General features: G+C 73.2%; 17 protein-coding genes and 1 pseudogene. 10 read left to right on the forward strand and 8 right to left on the reverse strand.

Features of this window, described 5'->3' with window-relative positions:
* The first annotated feature begins 97 nt into the window (after positions 1-97).
* Entirely contained in the window at positions 98-667 is a 570-nt protein-coding gene (locus AB0G35_RS03190; protein ID WP_360942791.1) for a DUF6344 domain-containing protein, read from the forward strand.
* A 376-nt stretch (positions 668-1,043) separates the two neighbouring features.
* On the opposite strand, the gene AB0G35_RS03195 is transcribed toward AB0G35_RS03190, so the two are convergent.
* From AB0G35_RS03195 to fabI, 3 genes are read right to left on the reverse strand one after another with little or no spacing between them, the layout of a single operon-like run.
* Complete coding sequence (locus AB0G35_RS03195; protein WP_360942794.1) at positions 1,044-2,570, reverse strand: class I adenylate-forming enzyme family protein; 1,527 nt, start codon at positions 2,568-2,570, stop codon at positions 1,044-1,046.
* A complete protein-coding gene (locus AB0G35_RS03200) occupies positions 2,567-3,145 on the reverse strand; it encodes a MaoC family dehydratase (RefSeq protein WP_360942797.1) in 579 nt (192 codons plus the stop codon). The genes AB0G35_RS03195 and AB0G35_RS03200 overlap by 4 nt, the downstream gene beginning before the upstream one ends.
* A 6-nt stretch (positions 3,146-3,151) precedes the next feature.
* Positions 3,152-3,922 carry an enoyl-ACP reductase FabI gene (gene fabI / locus AB0G35_RS03205; RefSeq protein ID WP_360942800.1) on the reverse strand — a complete coding sequence of 257 codons (771 nt, stop codon included), beginning with the start codon at positions 3,920-3,922 and terminating at the stop codon, positions 3,152-3,154.
* Positions 3,923-4,266: 344 nt separating this feature from the next.
* On the opposite strand from fabI, the gene AB0G35_RS03210 reads away from it, so the two are divergent.
* A complete protein-coding gene (locus AB0G35_RS03210; RefSeq protein ID WP_360942803.1) occupies positions 4,267-4,521 on the forward strand; it encodes an acyl carrier protein in 255 nt (84 codons plus the stop codon).
* A 125-nt stretch (positions 4,522-4,646) separates the two neighbouring features.
* Here the strand turns inward: AB0G35_RS03210 and AB0G35_RS03215 are convergent, their stop codons facing one another.
* Positions 4,647-4,889 carry a hypothetical protein gene (locus AB0G35_RS03215; RefSeq protein WP_360942806.1) on the reverse strand — a complete coding sequence of 81 codons (243 nt, stop codon included), beginning with the start codon at positions 4,887-4,889 and terminating at the stop codon, positions 4,647-4,649.
* Positions 4,890-5,198: 309 nt separating this feature from the next.
* Between AB0G35_RS03215 and AB0G35_RS03220 the strand changes: the two genes are divergently transcribed.
* Entirely contained in the window at positions 5,199-5,693 is a 495-nt protein-coding gene (locus AB0G35_RS03220) for a 4'-phosphopantetheinyl transferase superfamily protein (protein WP_360942809.1), read from the forward strand.
* A 161-nt stretch (positions 5,694-5,854) separates the two neighbouring features.
* On the opposite strand, the gene AB0G35_RS03225 is transcribed toward AB0G35_RS03220, so the two are convergent.
* Positions 5,855-7,129 carry a helix-turn-helix transcriptional regulator gene (locus AB0G35_RS03225; protein ID WP_360942812.1) on the reverse strand — a complete coding sequence of 425 codons (1,275 nt, stop codon included), beginning with the start codon at positions 7,127-7,129 and terminating at the stop codon, positions 5,855-5,857.
* A 386-nt stretch (positions 7,130-7,515) separates the two neighbouring features.
* Between AB0G35_RS03225 and AB0G35_RS03230 the strand changes: the two genes are divergently transcribed.
* Both AB0G35_RS03230 and AB0G35_RS03235 read left to right on the forward strand, forming a co-directional pair.
* Entirely contained in the window at positions 7,516-8,757 is a 1,242-nt protein-coding gene (locus AB0G35_RS03230) for an aldehyde dehydrogenase family protein (protein ID WP_360942815.1), read from the forward strand.
* Complete coding sequence (locus tag AB0G35_RS03235) at positions 8,754-10,481, forward strand: thiamine pyrophosphate-binding protein (protein WP_360942818.1); 1,728 nt, start codon at positions 8,754-8,756, stop codon at positions 10,479-10,481. Before AB0G35_RS03230 ends, AB0G35_RS03235 begins: the two co-directional genes overlap by 4 nt.
* A 262-nt stretch (positions 10,482-10,743) precedes the next feature.
* On the opposite strand, the gene AB0G35_RS03240 is transcribed toward AB0G35_RS03235, so the two are convergent.
* Both AB0G35_RS03240 and AB0G35_RS03245 read right to left on the reverse strand, forming a co-directional pair.
* Entirely contained in the window at positions 10,744-11,586 is an 843-nt protein-coding gene (locus AB0G35_RS03240) for an ABC transporter permease (RefSeq protein WP_360942821.1), read from the reverse strand.
* 14 nt (positions 11,587-11,600) lie between these two features.
* The gene (locus AB0G35_RS03245) at positions 11,601-12,263 is read right to left on the reverse strand and encodes a DUF1707 domain-containing protein (protein WP_360942824.1); all 663 of its coding nucleotides are present in this window, start codon (positions 12,261-12,263) and stop codon (positions 11,601-11,603) included.
* Positions 12,264-12,753: 490 nt separating this feature from the next.
* On the opposite strand from AB0G35_RS03245, the gene AB0G35_RS03250 reads away from it, so the two are divergent.
* Entirely contained in the window at positions 12,754-14,058 is a 1,305-nt protein-coding gene (locus tag AB0G35_RS03250) for a helix-turn-helix transcriptional regulator (protein ID WP_360942827.1), read from the forward strand.
* Positions 14,059-14,582: 524 nt separating this feature from the next.
* Here AB0G35_RS03250 and AB0G35_RS03255 read toward each other — a convergent pair.
* Entirely contained in the window at positions 14,583-14,762 is a 180-nt protein-coding gene (locus AB0G35_RS03255) for a DUF5708 family protein (RefSeq protein ID WP_360942830.1), read from the reverse strand.
* Between the two features lie 552 nt (positions 14,763-15,314).
* Between AB0G35_RS03255 and AB0G35_RS03260 the strand changes: the two genes are divergently transcribed.
* The 4 genes and pseudogenes from AB0G35_RS03260 to lanKC all read left to right on the forward strand — a co-directional run bounded on the left by AB0G35_RS03260 (position 15,315) and on the right by lanKC (position 20,054).
* Positions 15,315-16,580, forward strand: a complete 1,266-nt coding sequence (locus AB0G35_RS03260; RefSeq protein WP_360942833.1) for a beta-ketoacyl-ACP synthase II — start codon at positions 15,315-15,317, stop codon at positions 16,578-16,580.
* Positions 16,581-16,675: 95 nt separating this feature from the next.
* Positions 16,676-17,065 (forward strand): annotated as a pseudogene (locus AB0G35_RS03265) (GNAT family N-acetyltransferase); the annotation flags it as partial.
* Between the two features lie 20 nt (positions 17,066-17,085).
* Positions 17,086-17,376: a hypothetical protein gene (locus tag AB0G35_RS03270; RefSeq protein ID WP_360942836.1), complete on the forward strand. Its 291-nt coding sequence runs from the start codon at positions 17,086-17,088 to the stop codon at positions 17,374-17,376.
* On the forward strand, positions 17,373-20,054 hold the full coding sequence (lanKC, locus tag AB0G35_RS03275; RefSeq protein ID WP_360942839.1) for a class III lanthionine synthetase LanKC: 2,682 nt from the start codon (positions 17,373-17,375) through the stop codon (positions 20,052-20,054). The genes AB0G35_RS03270 and lanKC overlap by 4 nt, the downstream gene beginning before the upstream one ends.
* Positions 20,055-20,056: the final 2 nt, after the last annotated feature.

The following is a 20,056-nucleotide window of genomic DNA, read 5'->3' on the forward strand; positions in this document are numbered from 1 at the left end:
CGATGCGAGCGGAGCGGTGCAACTGAGGCGATGCAACGGAAGTACCGAGGGAAGCAAGCGGATCTCCTGGGGAGATCCTGATCGGAAGTGAGGAGCCATGGCTGCGAACAAGGTCATGACGTTCTGGGCGATGTGCCTTGCCGTGCTCGGCAAGCTGCTGGCATCGCTGGGTGTCTCGGCGCCGGCGTCGGCGGCGCGCCGGGAGGCCGCGCTCTACGAGCGGACGCTCGGCAACAGGGACGCGGACGCGGGCACCGAGCCCCGGGGCGCGGACGGCCCGGGCGCGGATACCCCTGCACCAAGGACACCCACACCCCTCGCGGCCGCACCCGCTGCCGCGACGCCCGCTGCGGAGCCGTCCGCCTTGGAGACACCGGTCGTCGAGGGACCCACGGTGCCGGCCCCGCGTACGGTGACGCGCGACGGCCAGACCTCCGCCGCCCGGCTGATGCTCACCCGGCCCGAGCTGCCGCCCACCATCAAGCAGCGCATCCACGCCGAGGCGCACGGAGCCTCTCCCGGTCTGCGCAGCCGCTGCATCCGTGGCACCGAGCCGCTGCCCACCGCCTCCGCCGGGGCCGCCCCGCAGACCGCCGGCACCGTGGACCCGCGCCCCGCGGTCATCCCGGCCGCCCGTCGCCGTGCGCACACCGCCCGTACGGTCTGAGCCGGGCAGCGGCATTTCTTCGAGACTCCTTCGAGCGGTCCGGTATGCGAGGCCAGGTACGCGAGGCCCGGTACGCGAGGTCCGGTACGCGTGGCCGTGCAGAGGTCCTCGACGGCTTTTCCATCGGCCAGGCCCGCCGGCCCTGACATGGGCGGGACGGCGCGTGACAGCTCCGCGCCGACGAGACGAGACGCAGATGCAGACGTACTCGCAGAGGTGCAGGCAGAGGCAGAGGCAGACGCAGACGTAGAAGCAGACGTAGAGGTCGACGCAGACGCAGACGCAGAGGCAGACGCAGAGGCAGAGGCAGAGGCAGACGAAGACCAGAAGACGTGAGACCTGAGACTTCACCTCCCGGAGAGTTCACCTCTCCTCCTCAGGACCCCAGCCCCAGCTGAGCACGCAACGCGCGCGTGTCCGGCTTTCCGTTGGCGGTGAGGGGGAAGTGGTCGACGACATGGACCGCGTTGGGCTGTTCGTACTCCGCCAGGTGCTCGGCGAGGCGCCGGCGCCAGGTGAGCGGGGCCCCGCCCGCCGGGTCCGCGACGACGAAGTGCAGGGCGCTGCCGCGGCGTTGGTCCGCCACCGCCAAGACCTTGACCGGGCGGCCGCAGGACTCGGCCCGCCGCTCCAGGCTCTCGGGGTAGAGCGTGAAGCCCAGCCGGTGCACCGCCTGATTGCGGCCCGCCACCCGCACCGTGCCGTCGGCGTCGACGCTGCCGAGGTCGGCCGTCGGGTACCAGGCGTCCGGGTCGACGGGACGGAGCGAGCCGTCCTCGCGGAGGTAGCCGGCCATCAGGCCGGGGGAGCGCACCTCGATGCCGCCGAGCTCGCCGGGGGCGGCGACGGTGCCGTCCGGGCGCAGCACGCGGAGCCGTACGCCGGGCAGCGGGCGTCCGCAGCCGTGCGGCGAGTCCGGCGTGGCCAGGGCGACGTTGCCGAGTTCCGTCAGGCCGTAGCCGTCCAGCAAGGGACGGCCCATCGTCGTGCGGAAGGACTCGGCCAGGGGGGCCGGCAGGGGTGCGCCGCCCACGCCCCAGATGCGGACGCCGGCGAGACCGGCGCGTACTTCCGGGCGGCGGCGGACGACGCCGAGCAGCGAGTGATAGGTGGACGGTGCGGCGTCCACGGCGGTGGCGCCGTGCGCGGCGGCCTGGCCGACGGCCGCGTCGAGCCGCTGGTACGGGGTGACCAGCAGGGTGCAACGGGCCAGCCACCACAGCAGGATGACGGAGAGCCCGTACTGGTGCGAGAAGGGCAGCAGCGGCGCGAGGACGTCGTCCGCGCGGTAGCCCATGGCCTGGATGGTGCGCAGCGAGTTGTCGAGGACGGCGTGGCCGGGTTTGACGATGCCCTTGGGGCGTCCCGTGGTGCCCGAGGACCACAGGACGAGCGCGTCCGGGCGGCGGAACCAGGCGGCGAGGGGGTCGGCCCCGGGGGCGGCCGGCTCGGGTGCGGGGGTGGGCTGCCGGCCGTCGGCCGCCGGCGGTACGGGGGCGAGGTGCGGGTAGTGGACGATGCGCCGGTCGGGGATGCTGGGGAAGCCGGTGCTGTGGTCGGCGGCGGTGACGAGCCAGCGGGCCCGGGCCTGGCGGGCGGCCGCGGCGGAGTCGGCGGCGGAGAGCCGGTGGTCGAGCGGGACGAGTGAGGTGTCCAGCCGCATCAGGGCCAGCAGCGTCACGACGTAGTCGACGCTGTTGTCGCCCTGGACCAGGACCCGGTCACCGGCGCGGATGCCCAGCCCGTGCAGGGCGCGCGCGGTGGCCGCCAGCCGCTGGCCGAGCGCCGGTCCGTCGAGGCGGCGGCCCGGGTCGCCGGGCGGGCTTCCGGTGCCGCCGCGCGCGGCCGCGGTGCCGTCGACGAGCCGGGCGTCGGCGACCGGAGGGGCGATGGTGTCGGTCATGGGTGCTCCGATCCCGTGGGGTCGAGGGGGCGGCACAGCAGGGTGGAGGTGGTGGTGGCCACCCACCGGCCGCCCGCGTCGTGGAAGGCGCAGTCGAGGGTGAGGAGCCGGCGGCCGGCGAGGAACGCGGCGTCGGCGAGCCGGACGGTCGCGTGCAGGACGTCGCCGGCGTGGGCCGGACGGGCGTTCCGCAGGCTCTGCGCGCGGTGCACGGCGCCGTCGAGGACCGGTAAGTCCGGCCGGGAGCCGAGGAGTTGGTCCTCGGCGCGCGCCGCGAGGGTGACGAGGTAGGTGGGCGGGGCAAGCGTGTCCGGGTACCCGAGGGCACGCGCGGCGACCGGATCCGTATAGACGGGGTGCGGATCGCCCACTGCGGCAGCGAAGCGTGCGATCCGCGCGCGGTCGAGGACGTAGGGGCCGCAGTGGAGGACGTCCGCACCGCGGCCCGCGTCGGTGCGGCTTCCGCTACCGGTGCGGCTGCGGCTGCGGTTGTCGCTGCCGCTACTGCTGCCGGTGCCGTTGCCGGTGCCCGGCGCCGGGTGGGCGGCAGGCCGGGGGGTCGCTCTGCCCGTCATGGTGCGTCAGGCGCCGATCATGTGGTGGCCGCCGTCCGCGTGGACGATCTCGCCGGTGGTGGCGGGCAGCCAGTCCGAGAGCAGGGCCACGCAGGTACGTGCCACCGGCTCCGCGTCCTGCGGGTCCCAGCCCAGGGGGGCCCGCGTCGACCAGCTCTTCTCGAAGGACGGGCCGTCGCCGCCGATGCCCCGTGCGGCCAGGGTGCGCAGCGGGCCGGCCGCGACGAGGTTGGCCCGGATGCCCTGCCCGCCGAGGTCCCGCGCCAGATAGCGGGAACAGGCTTCGAGTCCGGCCTTGGCGACGCCCATCCAGTCGTAACCGGGCCAGGCCCGCGAGGCGTCGAAGTCCACGCCGACGACGGAGGCGCCCGGTCGCAGTAGTGGCCGGCAGGCCATGGTGAGCGCCACCAGGGAGTACGTGGAGGTGTGCAGCGCGGCGGACACATCGCGCCACGGGGCGGACAGGAAACCGCCGTCCAGGCAGGAGGCGGGGGCGTTCGCGACCGAGTGCAGCACGCCGTCGAGGCCGTCGAGGTGCTCGCCGACCCGCTCGGCGAGCGTGCTGAGCTGCGCTTCGTCGGTGACGTCCAGCTCCACGACAGGGGGTTCTTCCGGCAGCCGCCGGGCGAGCCGGGCCACCAGACTCGGCCGCCCGTACGCGGTGAGGACGATCTTGGCGCCCTCTTCCTGGGCGAGCCGGGCCACCGTGTAGGCGATCGAGCTTTCGGTGATCACGCCGGTGATCACCAGCTGTTTTCCGTCGAGCAGACCGCTCATGCGGTGCCTCCGTCTGACTCGTCCTCGACTCAGGAGTCACCGGACAAAACTCAACGCCATTGTCCGGCCTTGGTCTTGATAGGTCGTCATTGACAACCTATCCGACCTCCAGTTGACTAGAATAGTCAAGCATAGTCAAAACAGTGACTCGCATGTCACGTAAGCGCGTCGGCGTCCACCCCGCAGGGCCAGTCCGCCTGGGCGGCAGCGCCGCGCCACGCATCCGGCCGTACGCCCTGCCGTACGCCCGGCCATCCATCCGGCCGCACTCCGGCCGTAGATCCGGCCGCCCGTCCGGCCGTAGGTCCGTGTTCCCGTCCGTGCCCGACAGAGAGGTGTTCGTCATGACCGTTCCGACCAGAGAAGAGATCGTGGCTGAGCTCGCCGAGATCCTGCACGAGGTGGCCGGCGTCGTGCCGGCCGAGGTAACCGAAGAGAAGTCCCTGGTCGAGGAGTTGGACGTGGACTCCCTGGCCATGGCCGAGGTGATCGTGGTCGCCGAGGAGCGCTTCGGGATCGCGCTGCCCGAAGAGGAAATGAAGGACATGCGTAGAGTTTTGGACATTGTGCTCCGGGTCGAGAAGCAGCTGACGTCCTGAGGCCCGCCCGGAACGCGTGTGCGCCACGCGGTCCCCTCGGCCGGTGCGTGCTCCTGCCGGCGTACGGCCCCGTCCGGCAGGAGCCCACCGCTGTCGCGCGGCACGGCGGTGAATTTGAATATCGGTCAGTTCGCACAACTGCACGCGTTGACAAGGAAGTTGCCGCTCCGCTCCAGGTCCAGGCCCTGCGCGAGGCGTCCCGGGCCGGCTGGGCGGAGCAGGGCGGAGAGCGTCGGCATGGCAACCTCGGCCGCAACTTGGCGAAATTTGGTAATGCCGGTGAGTAAACCAGAGTTGATTTTCGGTCGTCGCTTGTTGACGCAGGCATAGACCAGGGTTACCTTGAGGATCTCCGGACGGTAAATCAAATCGACTCAGTGCACTGCTTTCTCGGATGTCATCGATCCGCAGAAAGGAGACATGGTGCGAGGGGATCTATGCGGGGGGACGAGCCTTTCTGTGACGCGCATCCGAGCGGTCATTCGCTCAGTCATGCCGACCCCGGCGACACGTCCAACCTGCCTGGTGACGACGGGTTTTGGCACCCGGATCGCATCGATGAATTAGCCGACGGCGCATTGCACATATTCTGGCCCGACGGCGCAGACATTCGCCAGACCCGCGGTTTGGCGGAATTTCTCGGCCGGTTACTCCAGTGTTCTCCGCGGGATATTCCGGTGATCCATGACGGGTTCGGCCGCCCGGTCTCCGCCGCACCCCCGGCCGGGGCCGGCTGGCCTCCGGGCGCGCGTCTCTACCTCGGCATCGCCGCCGACCCGGGCCGCCAGTTCCTCGCCGTGACCAGGGACCTCCCGGTGGCGCTCTCCGTCCACACCGTGCCGCGCGGCCCGGTCGGCGAACTGCTGCTGCCCTTCACCCCGTTGGAGCGCCGTTACGTCCAGGAGGCCCCGGAGGACCGGCGGGCGCACCGGCTGGCCCAGCTGTGGACCCGTAAGGAGGCGGCCCTGCGGCTGACCGGCCGGGGCGGGCTGGCCCTCGCCGACGAGATCGACGCGCTGAGCGAGGCCCGCGACGGCAAGGTCGTCATCCCGGCGTCCCCGGCCCACCCCGGCGGCATCGCCTACGTCCGCGATCTCCCCACCGGCCCCCGCACCGTCGCCTCCGCGGCCACGCCCGCCCCCGCCTCCGGCCTCCGCACCTGGCGCCTCTGAGGGGTGCCTCCCACGTAGCCGTCTGCGGCGCCGCACAGCGTGCAACGGTGGACAACACCCGCGGCGGTAGAGCCAGCTACGTACGCGGCGCCCCAAAGCGCGCAACGCCGAACAAGCCCCCGCGGCGGGACGGCCAGGTACGTGCGGGATGCGGCGCAGGCCTACGGCATGAGGACCGCGTGGGGGTCCGTGCTTTCCGGGCGGCGGGTGGTGGAGGTGAGTTCGCGCCAGGTCTCCAGGGCCAGGCGGAAGGCGCCGGCCTGTTCGTAGCCTTCGGCGGCCAGTTTGAAGTCGGCCTCGGCGGCCTCCTCGTGGCCGTCCGCGCGGTGGGCGCGGGCCAGGTGGAGCAGACAGCGGGCGCGGTCGAGCGGCGACAGGTCACGGGCCGTGAGGTCGATCCGGGCGGCCTGTTCGGCGGCCGCCGGTCCGTCGTTGCGGCGCAGTGCGGCGGCGGTCTCCAGGACCGCCAGCCAGTTCCGGGCCGAGGGGGTGCCGACCAGCGCGGTGGCCTGGCGGGCGCGGGCCAGCTGGGCGTCCGCCTCGTCCTCCGGGCCCGCCGCGAGCGTCAGCAGCGTACGGGCGCGGGCCAGCCGGAGGCGGAGCCGTACGCCGTCGGTGGTGGCGAGCAGGTCCTCGGCCTCGGCGAGGAGTTCCAGGGCCTCGTCCGGGTGCCCGGCCAGGTACTGCGCACCGGCCACCGCCCACAGGGCGCCGGCCCGCAGTTCGCCGGCCGGCAGCGGTGCGGCCTCGGCGCGCAGCTCCGTGCCGAGCTGCTCGGCGCGGTTCCACTCGCCGCTGTCGACGGACGCGGACAGCAGCGCCATCCGGGCCTGGGCCCGCTCCGGGCGGCCGGGCTCCAGTTCGGCGGTGACCCGTACGGCTTCCTCGGCGAAGCGGACGGCGTCGGGGAGGCGGCCCTCGGTGCGCAGCAGCTGGGAGAGTTCGATGGCGACCCGGGCGTGCAGCACCGGCGCGGTGCGGGTGAGCGGGTCGTCGAGCAGCCGGCGCAGCGCGGCCTCATGGCGGTCCGGGTCGTCCAGCCGGCCCAGGACGGTGGCCAGCTCCCAGTGCGCCTCCCAGCGCACCTCGTCCTGGTCGGCGCCGCCGGCCTGCTCCACCACGGCCTCCAGCTGGCGCCGCGCCGCCACCCAGTCGCCGGCCAGCTGGCTGGCGCGGGCCGCCACCAACTGGCCGACCAGGCCCAGGCGCTGGGTCAGCCGGGCGCCGGGCTCCTCGGTGGCGCTCAGGGCCTCGACGGTCGTGCCGAGCCGTTCGGCGATCGAGCGGGCGATCTTGGCGCTCGGGATCCGGCGGCCGTTCTCGACCAGCGAGACGTAGCTGGGCGAGAGGTCGTCCCCGGCGAGGTCCCCCTGGGACAGGCCCTGCGCGCGGCGGACCTCCCGCACTCGCTTCCCGAAAGCAGGCTGCTCAATCACCAAGGAATCGCTCGCAGTTGAGTTGGGCGGACGGACAGTGACGGGGTACGGACAGCTCCGGACCGGTGGAACGTGATGACGGGGAGTCTACTCATCGGAGACCGGCTCGGGGGCGCCTGTGGACGACCTTCGCTCCGCCGGGGAGTCATTTTTTGTCACTTACGGAGGTCGCTATTCCTCTTGCCGGTGCGACCGGTGTTGCGACAGTTCGGAGGCGTGTTCGGGCCCGTGGGGCAGGGATCGGCGGGCCCGCGGCGGGGGTTGCGGAGGGGGTGCGGTGGGGGCCGCTTGTCACAACGGCCAGTCGCATGCAATGACTTTACTTGACAATAAATGACAATTGGCTGACGCTGACCCTCCATGGACTACGCCCCGAGGAGGGACATATGAGCTCCGCTCCCGCATGGCCGACCGTGGCCGCCGAGCCGGAGGACCGTATCGACGGACGACGCGCGGCGGCCGTGCACCGGGTCCGGGACTTTCTGGTGGACAACGCCGACACCGTGCACGCGCTGCTGTGCGAGATCTCCACCCACCGCGCCGCGCGCTACGAGATCGAGTCCACCGTCGCCACCCTCGACGGGGCCCTGGACGAGGTGGCCACCCACCGGCCCGGCCGCGTCCCCCGGCTGGCCGCCTTCATGCCGTCGAACGTCATCCTCTACTCCTACGCCCTCTACCTCCTGGTCCCCGCCCTCTACACCGAACGGCTGGTCTTCCGCCCCTCCAGCCGCGTCAAGGACCAGATGTGCCGGCTGCACGCCCTGCTCGCCGAGCAGCACCGCCTGCCCATCACCCTCACCACCGCCAGCCAGCGCGAGTTCCTCCAGGACCACGTCGGCCCGGCCGACGTCGTCGTCTTCACCGGTGCCTACGCCAACGCCGAGCAGATCCGCGCCCGGCTCACCCCCGGGCAGCTGTTCCTCTTCCTCGGCTCCGGCGTCAACCCGTTCGTGGTCGCCCCCGGCGCCGACGTCGAGAAGGCCGCCCGGGACGCCCTCGCCATCCGCGTCCTCAACACCGGCCAGGACTGCCTGGGCCCGGACCTCTTCAGCGTCCACCAGTCGCTGCTCGACCCGTTCGTGGACGCCCTGGTCAGCGAGTTGAAGGGGCTGCGCTACGGCCCGTACACCGACCCGGACGCCGACTTCGGGCCGATCTTCTACGAGAGCGCGCTGGAGGACGGCGCACAATTCCTGGCCCGCAACCGCGGCGGCATCGTGCACGGCGGGCACGTCGACTTCCGGGCCCGCCGCCTCGACCCCACCGTCGTCGTCGGCGAGGAGGTCACCCCGCGCACCAGCGTGCCGGAGTTCTTCGCCCCGATCTTCAACGTCGCCCCGTACCGCGACGAGGACGCGCTCGCCGCGACCCTCACCACCGGCCACTTCACCGAACGCGCCCTCGGCTCCAGCGTCTACGGCCACGCCCCCGCGCTCGTCGAGGCGCTCCGCCGGCGCACCACCGTCACCCTGGACACCACCTTGCTGTCCATCGACGACGGCAACGCCCCCTTCGGCGGCTACGGCCGGATGGCCAACTACATCTCCGACGGCCGGGACGTGCGCGCCGAGCCCGTACTGATCTCCAAGGCCGTCACCGAGTACCGCCCGGGAGGCGGCCGATGAGCCAGGACACCGCGGCCCACCCGTCCGCCTGGGCGGCGATCGCCGACCACCTCCACCACCTGGGCACCACCGCGGTCTTCGGGCTGCCCGGCGATGACATGGCCCCGCTCGGCGCATTGGAAGACTCCGACGTCCAGGTGGTGCTCTGCCGCGACCAGCGCAACGCCGTCTTCATGGCGGCCGGTTACGCGCTCGCCGCCGGCCGCCCCGGGGTCTGCGTGATCGGCAAGGGCCCGGCGGTGACCAACGCGCTCACCGGCCTGCTGGAGGCGCGCTCCGCCGCCGTACCGCTGCTCCTGATCGCCGACGGCACCCGGCTGGACCGGGTCGGCACCGGCGCCTTCCAGGAGCTGGACCAGCTGGCCGCGGTCCGCCCGTACGTGAAGTGGGCGGTCCGCGTCGACCACGCCGAGCGGCTGCCGGGCGCCCTGGAGAAGGCCGCCGCGCTCGCCGTCAACGGCACGCCCGGCCCGGTCTACATCGAACTCGCCGAGCAGATCGCCGGCGCACCCGTCCCCCGTACCGGTGCCTGGCGGCCGGCCGTGCCCCAGCGGCCGGCCCCCGATCCCGCCGCGCTGGCCGCGACCGCCGCCCGGATCACCGCTGCGGAACGGCCGTTGCTGCTGGTCGGCGGGGGTGCCCGGCACCGTAACGAGGACCGCGGGATCGAGCGGTTCGCCGAGCGGCTGGGCGCCGGGATCTTCACCACCGCCTCCGGCCGCGGCACCGTCGCCGAGGACCACCCGCTGCACTGCGGGGTCAGCGGCCTCTACACCGTCGCGCCCGCGGACGCCCTGTGGCGCGAGGCGGACCTGGTCGTCGCGCTGGGCAGCCGCCTGGAGGAGACGGCCACCTTCGGCTGGCCGGAGGGGGCCGACCAACTCCCCGTCGTACAGGTGGTGTTGGGCGAGGAGAGCCTGGTCCTGGACCGGCCGGGGGCGTACGTCCTGGCGGACGTGGCGGCCACCGTGGACGGCTGGGCCGGTCTGCTCGACGGGCACCGGCCGGACGGGGCCTGGGCCGGGCGGGTCCGTTCCGTACGGGCCGCGCTGGCGCAGCGCGCCGCGGACCGGGCTGAGGAGGCCGGGAAGCGGGCGCCGGAGGGCACCGTTCCGGTCGCCCGGGTGCTGGCCGAGCTGGAGCGGGCCGTCCCCGCCGACCGGGTCCTGGTCCAGGAGAACGGCCTGCAGGACATGTGGTCGTACTACTTCCCGCACTACGCGCTCGGCACCGGCGGCGGCTCCGTCGTCCCCAGCGAGCAGACGCCGCTGGGCTTCGGCGCGGCGGCCGCGGTGGGCGTACGGCTGGCCGAGCCGGCCGGGCGGCCCGTGGTCGCGGTGGTGGGCGACGGCGCCTTCCACCTCTTCCGCGCCGAGCTGCCGACGGTCGCGGACACCGGCGCGGCCGTCCTCTACGTCGTGCTGGACAACGGCGGCTACGGATGGCTGCAGTCCAACCTCGACCGGGTCTGCGGCCCGGACTCCCGCTTCGCCTTCACCCGCCCCCGGCCCACCGGCACCGACGGCCTGACCAGCGCCTACGGCCTGGGGCACCGCCGGGTGACGGACCCCGACCGGCTGGCCGACGCACTGGCCGCCGCCTGGCGCGAGGTCGCCGCCGGCACCACGTCCGTCGTCGAGGTGGCGGTGGCGCTGGCGGACACCCCGCCGGGGATGACGGGCGCCGCGGGCGACTTCCCGGAGCGGGCGGAGGAGGACGTCTAGCCACCGGCCGGAACCCGGCCTTCCGGGGGCCGTGCTGCCAGGGGCGGCGCGGCCCCCGCGTGCGTACGGGGGCGGCTGCCCGGGGCGGGGCGGCTGCTCGGGGCGCCCGGGCGGCTACGGCCCCACGGCCTGCAGGATGCGCGTGGACCGGCCCCTTCCCCGGCCCGGGGGTAGCCGGGGAAGGGCCGGTCCACGTCTTCTTCGTACGGGGAGCCACGCCGAGGCGTGCCGGGGGATGCGCTCCGTTCCGTACGGATCGGTGTCAGCTCGTGGTCTTGCGGCGGAACTTGGCGACGGCCAGCGGGGCGGTGAGCGCGGTCAGGCCCACCGACCACACCACCGTCCAGAGCACCGGGCCGGCCACCGGCCCCTCGCCCAGGGCGAGGCCGCGGGCCGCGTCGGCCATATGGGTCAGGGGGTTGAGGCGGGTGAAGGCGGCCAGCCAGTCCGGCATCGTCGTGGGCGAGACGAAGATCGAGGAGGCGAACTGCAGCGGGGTCAGCACGACGACGGAGAGCCCCTGGATGGCCTGCGCGGTGCGCAGGGTCAGGCCGAGGAGCATGAATATCCAGATCAGCGACGTGCCGAAGAGGGTGGTCAGGCCGACGGCCGCGGCTATACCGGGCCAGCGGCCGGAGAAGTCGAAGCCGAGCAGGGCGGCGACGATGAGCAGGACCGTGATGGCGACCAGCATCCGGCCCGTCTCGACGACGACCTTGGCGAGGAGTATCGAGGAGCGGGCGATCGGCATCGTGCGGAAGCGGTCCATCACGCCGGTACGGAAGTCGTCGTTGACTCCGGTGCCGACGGCCATGGCGATGGTCATGCCGAGGATGACCATCAGGCCCGGCACCAGGAAGGCGGTGTACTGGGCGCGGCTGCCGCCGCGGCCGATCACGCCGCCGAAGACGAAGACGAACAGCAGCGTCAGCACGACCGGCATCAGCAGCGCGTCGATCATCGACTCCGGGTTCTGCCGGATCCGGAGGAGGTTGCGGCGGACCAGCGCGCCGGTGTGCCGGGCGGTCGCGCGCAGCCCGATCCGGCCCTCGTCGAGGAGCGGAGCGGGCGCCTCGGGGGCGGGCGGGGCCTGAAGGGTCGTCACGGCTGGTCCTCCCGTCAGGCCCGGCCGCGGCGTTCGTCCAGCCACCTCTGCCAGTACGAGCGGCGGTCGCTGCTGGGGTGCGCGACGATGATGTCGCCGAAGACGGCGGAGCCGGTCACGCGGATGAGCGGGGTGACGGACTCGGGACCGGAGTGCGCCCGGGTCAGGTCGCGCAGGTCGCCGAAGACGTTGCTGCAGTTCATCTCCACCCGGACGCCCTCGGGGAGCAGCAGATGCACATCACCGACGATCGCCTTGGCCGCGATGGTGAGTTCACCGGTCGGCGGTGCGGGGGAGGAGCACAGGTCGAGGGTGATGTCACCGAGGACCGCGGTGGCCTCGATGCCGTGGTCCAGCGCGGGGCCGTGGTGGACGAGGTCACCGAAGAGGGCGCGGAAGGAACGCTGGCCGGAGCCGGCGGTGGCGGGGGCCGTGACATGGGGGAGGTCCTCGCCCACGGACGCCAACTCCTCGCGCGTCCGCGCGAGATACGCCGCCTCGGAGCGCTCGGCGAGCTCTTCGAGGGTTAACCGGCCTTCCGCGGTGGCTTCCCTGAGCCGCTCGACCATGGCCTCCCGCTCGGCGTCCGACGCCAGCACCGAGCGCGCGGCTGCGGAGGCGGCGGGGGACGCGGGCGCCGCGTCCTTGGTCAGGTCGGGACGATGGGGCTGGGTCATGGGTGGTGCCTCCGCGGGTCCGGCGGTGGTGGGGCGTCTGCGTGCTCATCGCACCACGTCGCGCCGGGCGCGGGCATCGGCGCGGGGTACTACATCGAAAGGTTGACCCGCGGCCCCGGCCACGCAGTTCGGCGTACGCAGCGTACGGGCTCCGCCGGGGGAGGCGGGCGGGGTACGGGCTCCGCCGGGGAGGCGGGCAGGGTACGGGCTCCGCCGGGGGAGGCGGGCGGGTGCGGGCCGGCTTGCCGGTGGTGCTTAACGGTCCGGGGGACTACGCCGGGCTTTGGTGTACTCGGCGGCCGGTTTTTCCGGTCCGGTAGTCACGCGGGAAATGATCTCGGTGACCCCCGGTGAAGACCGGTGAAGGAATCCGAATATCGGTCGACTTCTTCTTGACTACTTGGTAAAGTGCCCAGCACTCATTGTGACTCGGCGATTTGATCCGACCGGCCGGAGTCATCCACCGTTCGAAATCCGGAGGGTTTGTCGAATGCCTGAGCTGGCGGACACCGGGCGGCGAATCAAAGAGCTTCGGGTCAGCGCGGGAATGACACAGCACGACCTTGCCGGGTCCGAAATGTCGTCCAGCTACATCTCGCTGGTCGAGCGCGGGAAGCGCATTCCCAGTGGCCGGGCGCTCAAGATCCTCGCGGCCCGCCTCGGCGTGGGCGTGGACGAAATCTCCAGCAGCCCCCAGCCGGCCGAAAGCCCGGGCCTGGCGCGCCGGCTGGACCTGGTCGGACGATTGGTCGCGGCCCGCCGGCAATGGGAGGGCGGCGACGCCGAGGGAGCGCTCTCAGAATTCCGCGCACTGGCCTCGATGGAGCCGGCCGGCCGGCAGGACGACGTATTTACCGAGGCGCAGCTCGCCATTGCCGAAATACTGGGCTCGCTGGGCCGCGCCGACGAGGGCGCGGACGTCCTGCTGCGGATGCTGGACGTGCTCGCCCCCGCGCCGTACGCCGAGGCCCGGCTGCGCGCCCTGATCGCCCTCGCCGACCTGCTGGAATCCGCCGGCCGGGTGCAGGACGGGCTGCGCTACGCCCACACCGGCTACCTCGAATGCACCGACCGCCGGACCGGTCAGGGCCCCGGCGGCGGCCCGGCCACCGGCCCCGGCACCGGCTTCCACCTGCTGCTCGTCCTCGATGTGCTCACCCGCTGCGCCTACTGGAGCGGGTGCCCGGACTGGGTCCCCGAGCCCGAGCAGCCCCGCCCGCCGGCCGACGGCGTCCTCCCCGGGCCGCGCGCGAACATCGACCTGCACCGGGCGCTCGCACTGCGCGACCAGGGCGAAGGGGAGCGGGCCGCCGAGCTGCTGGGCGAGTGCGCGCGCCGGGTCACGCCGGCCGCCGGGTTCCCCCTGTGGGAGAAGGTCAACGGCCAGTACGCGCTGCTGTTGCTGTACCGCGGTGAGTCGGCGGCGGCGCGCAGCATCGTCGAGCGCGGGCTGGTGGTCGCCTCGGTGGCGCAGGAGCCGGAATTCCCGCTCTGGCTCACCACGGCCGACGCGGTCTGCGCGGAGGCGGCCGGCGACCGGGACCGGCTGGCCGCGCTGGGCGAGGAGCTGGCCGCGCTGCCCGAGACGGGCCGCAGCCATGAGAAGGCCGCCGCGCTCCTGGAGATCGCGGCGGCGTGCGAGCGGGTGGGGGACCGGGAGCGGGCGGCCCGGCTCTACCGGCAGTCCGCCGACCTGTTCCGGCGGGCCCAGGCGTACCGGCACGCCGAGCGGGCCCGGGACCGGCTCGTACGGCTCGCCGAAGGCCCGGCCCGACAGCCGCAGGGGCAGCTCTGAAGCAGCAGCGCTGAAGCGCTCTGCAGCGGCTCGGAAGCAGCGGCTCGGAAGCAGCACCTTAGAAGTGCTGTGCAGCAGCTGGGCACCAGCTTGCAAGGCGGCTGGGAAGCGGCTGGGAAGCGGTTCCGCGGCGGCTCGGAACCCGCTCGTGACGGGCGCGTGAGCGAGCCTGCCGAAGGCGCCCGACGGGTGCGGAGGCGCGCGGGTCGCGGGCGCCCGGCGGCCGCGAAAGCAAACCGGCAAAAGCAAACCCGGCAATCTCTCCTGCGCGGCCGGCGGTGCAAAGCGCCGCGGCGGAAAGGCCGGCGGACGGCCGCACCGGCGCCGAAACGGCCGCCGGCACCATGATGGTTGAGCACAAAATCAAGGCCGCGGTCCGCATATACCTGGCCGATGAAACGGATTTGCGGCGCGACCGTTCGCAAAAGTGGGCCGGCGACCGCCGGGACGGAAAGACGCCGCGGCGGCGCTATGGGCCGTGGGGTGTTATGCCCTTATGTCGTTATTGCGGGTAATTGGCGCATTCATTTATTAGCTTTCTTTCCCAATCCGAGGAGCGCGAACAGTGCCTCCGCGCCGCCCACGATCGCCAGGATGAGACCCGCCTTGCTCAGCGAGATGATCGGTGTCTCGACTTCCTTTGTGGTCAGCCACAGGGCCAGCCCGACGACCGCCAGAACAATGCCTACCGCAATACCCTTCATCGGTTCCCTTGTCTCCTCGCCCGGTGATGGTCCCGGTGATGGCGCCCCGGCCGGCCGGCGCGGGGCGGTGGTAGTCACCAGCGTCCCGTCGCGGCAGGGCCTCCGGATCGTCCGCAGGTAGGCACTTTCCGCCCCGCGGTCTGTCACTTTCTATGTACGCCGGGCCCTACCAGGAGGCCGTGAGGGGCGTGCGCCCCCGGAGCCCGCTCGCAGGGACCCAGCCCCCTCCCGGCCCTCTCCCGGCCCCCTCTCGGCCGCCTCCCGGCCCCTCGCTCGACCCCCTTCCGCCCCCTCGCTCGGCCCCCCTTCCGTCCCCCGCTCGGCCCCTCCTGTTCCCCTGAAACCGCCCCCGTAGTCAATTTTCCTGACTCCTCCAGTCATCGTCCTGAGAGCGTTTCCGCTGGTGCGAGGCCTGATGACATGCGGCCGCACGGGACCTCGACGTACCGACTCCTCGGCAACCTGTTGACAAGCCAATGACTCAGCTGTCATGTTTCTGGTCATGAGGACGCCCCGAGCGTGACAACGGGGCAGAAAATCAGGAGGCGTTTCATGGAGTTACGCACGGATCGGCGGCGCGTCGTCGTCACCGGCTGCGGCGTGGTGTCCCCCGTGGGAAACACCACCGAAGACTTCTGGGCCGCCCTCCTCGCCGGCCGCAGCGGCGTCACCGCGCTCACCCGCTTCGACACCTCCGGCCTCCCGGTCCGGATCGGCGGGGACCTCACCGGTTTCGACCCGGCCGGCTCCGGCTTCCTCACCCCGCAGGAGGTCCGGCGCACCGACCTCTTCACGCAGTACGCGGTGGTCGCCGCCGGCCAGGCGATGCGCGCCGCCGGCCTCGAACCCAGGGCCGACGTCGACCCGTACCGCTTCGCCGCGGTGATCGGCTCCGGCTACGGCGCCGCCCACGCCATCCAGCAGCAGTACGACGTGCTCAAGAACCAGGGCGCGCGGCGGGTCTCCCCGTACCACTCGGTGCTCACCGCCATCGACCACCCGGCCGGTCTGCTGTCCATCAAGTACGGCATCAGCGGCCCCAGTTGCGCGGTCTCCGCGGCCTGCGCGACCGGTGCGGTGGCCCTCGGCGAGGCCGCCGAACTGATCCGCCACGGCCGGGCCGACGTGGTCCTGGCCGGCGGCGCGGACGATGCGCTCACCGCCGCCGACCTGGCCGGCACCGCCAACGCCCGGGCGCTCTCCCGCCGCAACGACGACCCCGAAGGCGCCAGCCGGCCCTTCGACCGGGACCGCGACGGCTTCGTGATGGCGGTCGGCGCCACCGTCCTGACCCTGGAGGAGGCCGGCCACGCGGAACGCCGCGGTGCCACGATCCTCGCCGAGGTCGCCGGTTACGCCGCCACCACCGACGCCCACCACGCCACCGCCCCCGACCCGACCGGCGCCGGCGCGGTCCGGGCGATGCGCGGTGCGCTCGCCGACGCGGGCCTGAGCCCCGACGACGTCGACCAGGTCAGCGCTCACGGCACCGGCACCGTCCTCAACGACCGCATCGAGGCGGCCGCCCTGCGCGAGGTGCTCGGCCCCGACCAGCTGCGCCGCACCCCGGTCACCGCGGTCAAGAGCATGACCGGGCACATGCTCGGCGCGTCCGGGGCCGCCGAGGCCGCCGCCGCGGTGCTCTCACTGCGGGACCGCCGGATCCCACCGATCCGCAACTGCGACCACCCCGAGGACGATGACCTCGACCTGGTCGTCAAGGGCGCCCGCGACTGGGACGGCGACGTGGTGCTGAGCAACTCGTTCGGCTTCGGCGGCCACAACGCCGTCCTCGTCCTGAAGCGCTACGGCACATGACCCCGTACGCGCCCCGGGCGCCGCACCCCGATACGACCACACCCGGTACGACCCCACCCGCCGACCCACGAGACCACTGAAGGAGGAGACGCACCATGCAGGGACGACTGGTGACCTTGGAATGGCCCGGCGACGACGACTGGGCGGCGATCGCCTCCTGGCTGCGGCCCGGCTCGCCGGCGGCCGTGCTCAGCGGTGACTGGGAGCTGCTGGGCGCCGCCGATGTCGAGCAGGCCAACCGCTCCGGCCGGGTCCACCACCTGGTGATCCGCACCAAGGACGGCACCCGCATCGGCACCGTCAGCTACCAGCGCTCCGGCCGGATCGGCGGCTACACCGTCGGCGGCGCGATCGGCTCGCCCGAACTCTGGCGCCGCGGCTACGGCGCGGAGGCCGTCGTCCTGCTCGTCGACTACCTCTTCCACCAGCTCGACGCCCACCGGGTGCAGGTCACCACCGCCGGCTACAACAAGGGCATCATCCGGCTGATGACCAAGACCCCGTCGTGGTCGAGGGCATCCTGCGGGACCACTGCTACCTCGACGGCGAGTACCACGACGCGATCGTGTGGGGCCTGCTGCGCGACGAGCACTACGCCTCGCTCAAGCCCAGCGAGGACAACCGCGTACTGGCCGTCGGGCTGGAGGACTTCGTGTCCGAGGACGACAAGGTGCAGGCCCGTGCGGTCCTCGCCGAGCACCTCGCCACCGCCGACCGCACCGCGCTCACGCCCTACCTGGAGCAGGACGCCGCACCCCCGAGCACGATCGGGCCGGCCGAGCGGGGTGCCGCATGAGAGACGGCGCCGAGAGCTTCGCCCTGGCCGACCGTACCTTCTTCGACTGGCCCGGCAACTGGGACCTGGAGGCCACCCGCTTCCCCGCCCCGCCGCTGCCCGACGGCTGGACCCGCGACGACAACGAGGCCTGGACCTTCTGCCGCCCGCCCGAGGACCGGCTGCCCGACCAGGGCTGGAAGATCCACGTCAGCGCGGCCCCCGACGACGCCCCGCGCACCCTCGCCGACGTCGCCGGCTACTGCACCCGGCACGGCATCGCCTTCAAGTACCTCAAGAGCGCCAACGTCCTGCGTGCCCTGAGCCGCAAGTACGCCCAGCGCTCCTCCGCCGGCAAGCTGCTGACCGTCTACCCCGCCGACGACGCCGAACTGGCCCGCACCCTCGAAGGGCTGGACGCGCTGGTCGGCGGCCGCCCCGGCCCGTACGTCCTGACCGACCTGCGCTTCCGTCAGGGCCCGCTGTACGTCCGCTACGGCGGATTCCGCACCCACTACATGGAGGACGCCGACGGCGAGCTGGTCACGGCCTTCCGGCGCCCCGACGGGACGCTCGAACCGGACCGCCGCACCCCGGTCTTCCACACCCCCGACTGGGTCGCCCTCCCCGACGTCCTCAAGGACTCGCTGGCCGCCCGGCAGGCCGTGGACGACTTCCCGTACCGGATCACCGGCGCGCTGCACTTCTCGCACGGCGGCGGCGTGTACCGCGCCGAACCGGCCACCGAACAGGCCCTCGGCGCCGGACAGCGCAGCGTCGTCCTCAAGGAGGGCCGGCCGTACTCCGGCACCGACGGCGTCGGCCGGGACGCGGTCGCCCGGCTCGCCCACGAGCACCGGATCCTGACCCAGCTGGCCGGACTGCCCGGCATCCCCCGCACCTTCGGCACCTTCCAGGCCGGCGAGCACCTCTTCCTCGTCCTGGAGGACATCGAGGGACAGGACTTCCAGTCCTGGCTCGCCGGGGTCTACCCGCTGACCGTGCCCGAACCCGACGAGTCGGCGGTGGCCGCCCACCGGGACCGCGCCCTCGCCCTGTTCGGCCGGATCGAGAAGCTGATCGCCTCCGTGCACGACCGCGGCATACGCATCGGCGACCTGCACCCCGGCAACTTCATCATCCAGCCCGGCGACGTCCCCGTCCTCCTGGACTTCGAGGTGGCCGACGCGATCGACCTGGCCACCCCCAGCAGCCTCGGCGCCCCCGGCTTCCACCGGGCCGACGCCACCGGCGCGGACGGCGACCACTACGCACTCGCCGCGATCGCCCTGTGGATGTTCCTGCCGCTGGCCGCGCTCGGCGGGCTGGCCCCCGACAAGGCGTCGGCGCTGCTCGACACCGCGACCCGCCGGTTCGGCCTCCCCGGCCACCTGGTGTCCCGGCTCGCGCCCCAGCTCGCCCCGAACGACAACACCACGTCGCCGCTGCGCAGCGTCCCGGAGACCTTCCCACCCTCCGACATCCTGGCCTCGATCGGCCGCGGCCTGCGCGACAGCGCCACCCCGCACCGCACCGACCGGCTCCACCCCGGCGACTTCGCGCAGTTCGCCGAGGGCGGCGCGGGCTTCGGACACGGCGCCGCCGGCGTCCTGTGGGCCTGCCACACCGCCCTGGGGGAACGCGACGAGGAGGGCACGGCCTGGCTGCGCGCCGCCGTCGACCGGGTCCCCGCCGAACGCACCGGCTTCTACGACGGGCTGCACGGAATCGCCTACGTCCTACGGGAGTTGGGCGACGACGAAGGCGCCCTCAAGGCCCTCGACCGGGCCGCCGACCGGCTCTCCGAACGCCGCTGCCCGAGCCTCTACCGCGGCCTGTCCGGCGTCGGCCTGAACCTCCTGCACTTCGCCGACGCGCTGGCCGACGACGCCCTGCGGCAGCAGGCCCTCGGCCTCGCCGACCGCGTCACCGCGCGGCTCGCCACGGCCCGCACCGAACCCGTCGAGCGCAAGCGCCGGCGCGGCTCCAGCCACGCCGCCGGCCTGATGTACGGCTGGTCGGGCCCCGCGCTCTTCCTGCTCCGCGCCCACCTGGCCACCGGCGACCCCGGCCTGCTCGACGAGGCGGTCCGCGCCGTCCACCGCGACCTCGACCGCTGCAGCCCCGGACCGCAGGACACCCTCCAGGTCGACGAGGGGTTCCGGCTGCTGCCCTACCTCGACAACGGCAGCGCGGGCATCGCCCTCGTGGCGGCCGAACTCCTCCGGCACCGCGACGACGCCCGCCTCCGCGAGGCGCTGCCGGGTCTGCTCCGGGCCTGCTCCTCCGACTTCGTCATCGAGTCGGGACTGTGGGGCGGCCGCGCCGGTCTCATCGGCACCCTCGCCACCCTGCGCGCGCAGGCCCCCTGGCCACCGGAGACCGCCGAGCGGTACCTGCGCCGCCATCTGACCAACCTCCACCACCACGCCATGACGCTGAACGGCGCAACGGTCTTCCCCTGTGACGGCCGGGCCCGGATCTCCATGGACGTGGCCACCGGCGGGGCCGGCGTACTGCTGGCGCTCTCCGCCGCCGAACGGGGCACCCCGCTGCTGCCGTTCCTCCCCGACCCGCGGTCCGCCGCGGCCGGTTCACCGGCCGTCCCGGAGCGCGCCCGTGGTGCCCACGGCGCCACGACCCCCACCGTCCCGACCGGGTCGGCGGGCACTGCGGACAACGGAAGGGAGGTGTCGTAAAT

Origin of the sequence: Streptomyces sp. NPDC021749 (genome assembly GCF_040640655.1) — a bacterium.
Taxonomy (GTDB): domain Bacteria; phylum Actinomycetota; class Actinomycetes; order Streptomycetales; family Streptomycetaceae; genus Streptomyces.

Bases quoted from the DNA above. Each gene is read 5' to 3' on its own strand.
- AB0G35_RS03190 (WP_360942791.1), top strand. From the start codon at position 98: ATGGCTGCGAACAAGGTCATGACGTTCTGGGCGATGTGCCTTGCCGTG.
- AB0G35_RS03195 (WP_360942794.1), bottom strand. From the start codon at position 2,570: ATGACCGACACCATCGCCCCTCCGGTCGCCGACGCCCGGCTCGTCGAC.
- AB0G35_RS03200 (WP_360942797.1), bottom strand. From the start codon at position 3,145: ATGACGGGCAGAGCGACCCCCCGGCCTGCCGCCCACCCGGCGCCGGGC.
- fabI (WP_360942800.1), bottom strand. From the start codon at position 3,922: ATGAGCGGTCTGCTCGACGGAAAACAGCTGGTGATCACCGGCGTGATC.
- AB0G35_RS03210 (WP_360942803.1), top strand. From the start codon at position 4,267: ATGACCGTTCCGACCAGAGAAGAGATCGTGGCTGAGCTCGCCGAGATC.
- AB0G35_RS03230 (WP_360942815.1), top strand. From the start codon at position 7,516: ATGAGCTCCGCTCCCGCATGGCCGACCGTGGCCGCCGAGCCGGAGGAC.
- AB0G35_RS03235 (WP_360942818.1), top strand. From the start codon at position 8,754: ATGAGCCAGGACACCGCGGCCCACCCGTCCGCCTGGGCGGCGATCGCC.
- AB0G35_RS03245 (WP_360942824.1), bottom strand. From the start codon at position 12,263: ATGACCCAGCCCCATCGTCCCGACCTGACCAAGGACGCGGCGCCCGCG.
- AB0G35_RS03250 (WP_360942827.1), top strand. From the start codon at position 12,754: ATGCCTGAGCTGGCGGACACCGGGCGGCGAATCAAAGAGCTTCGGGTC.
- AB0G35_RS03255 (WP_360942830.1), bottom strand. From the start codon at position 14,762: ATGAAGGGTATTGCGGTAGGCATTGTTCTGGCGGTCGTCGGGCTGGCC.
- AB0G35_RS03260 (WP_360942833.1), top strand. From the start codon at position 15,315: ATGGAGTTACGCACGGATCGGCGGCGCGTCGTCGTCACCGGCTGCGGC.
- lanKC (WP_360942839.1), top strand. From the start codon at position 17,373: ATGAGAGACGGCGCCGAGAGCTTCGCCCTGGCCGACCGTACCTTCTTC.